This is a genomic window from Yersinia sp. Marseille-Q3913, assembly GCF_963892745.1.
GTDB classification, from domain to species: Bacteria; Pseudomonadota; Gammaproteobacteria; order Enterobacterales; family Enterobacteriaceae; genus Yersinia; species Yersinia bercovieri.
The window spans coordinates 1-896 of sequence record NZ_CAWQAF010000087.1 but is presented as its reverse complement, the minus strand read 5'-3'; the positions used below and the strand labels follow the sequence as shown (position 1 = coordinate 896).

The following is an 896-nucleotide window of genomic DNA, read 5'->3' as shown; positions in this document are numbered from 1 at the left end:
TGGCCAGCTGGTACACCGAAAATGTGTCCGGGGCGTCACTCCAGCGGCCAGAACTTATACGACTGCTCGATGATGCGGCACCTGGTGACATTATTCTCATTGAACAAGTAGACCGGCTTTCGCGACTAGACGATGAAGGTTGGCACAAGTTGAAATTGTTAATATTGGAAAAAAACCTGATTGTGGTTAGCCTGGATTTACCGACCAGTCATACGGTGTTTTCAGTGAATGCCAGCGATAAATTCACGAAGAATATGTTAACTGCGATCAATGGCATGATGTTAGATATGCTGGCTGCCATTGCACGTAAAGATTATGAGGACCGGCGCCGGCGCCAGGAAGAGGGGATAACCAAAGCCATAGCGGCGGGGAAATTTAAGGGACGGCAGGCAGATCGAGAACTGCATGAACGGATCATCGCGCTACGGGTCAATACCGGGCTGAGTATTCGTGAAACGGCCAGATTATGCGGCGTTTCAGATAGAACAGTCATTCGGGTCGTTAAAAACGCCAAATCAAAACAAACCCAGAAGGAATAGTTTCTCTACAAAACGCTCAGCCGCTTTGGTGTATCCCTTAATGTTTACTGCAAGAAATATTTGAACCTAAATTCGATCTGGCATAAACCCTGACCCCTGCAAGGAGTAAAAATGGGAACGTATATAAAAACCTGCGCGGAGATTAAAACCGCAAACGGCTGGAAGCCTGTCAGCTACGGCGTGTTTCCTCCTGTGCCGTGGCATGACATGGACGAGTATGAAAAACCTGAGTTTAGCGAACCCTTTCGCTTCCAGAACTACGGTATGTTTGGCCTGTTTGCCGGTGTCAGAAACTACAGCCACAGTCAGGTGCTAGCTGAACCCCGCATGCTTCCGGACGACATCTCGGAAGAAGCG

Annotated in this window: 1 protein-coding gene and 1 pseudogene; both read left to right on the top strand. The window is 48.7% G+C overall.

All coding sequences use genetic code 11. From position 1 onward, the window contains the following. Window positions 1-539: recombinase family protein (locus AACW11_RS19180; RefSeq protein ID WP_212587061.1), on the top strand; the 539-nt coding region annotated here is incomplete at its 5' end. A 111-nt stretch (window positions 540-650) separates the two neighbouring features. Beyond that, window positions 651-896 (top strand): annotated as a pseudogene (locus AACW11_RS19175) (hypothetical protein); the annotation flags it as partial.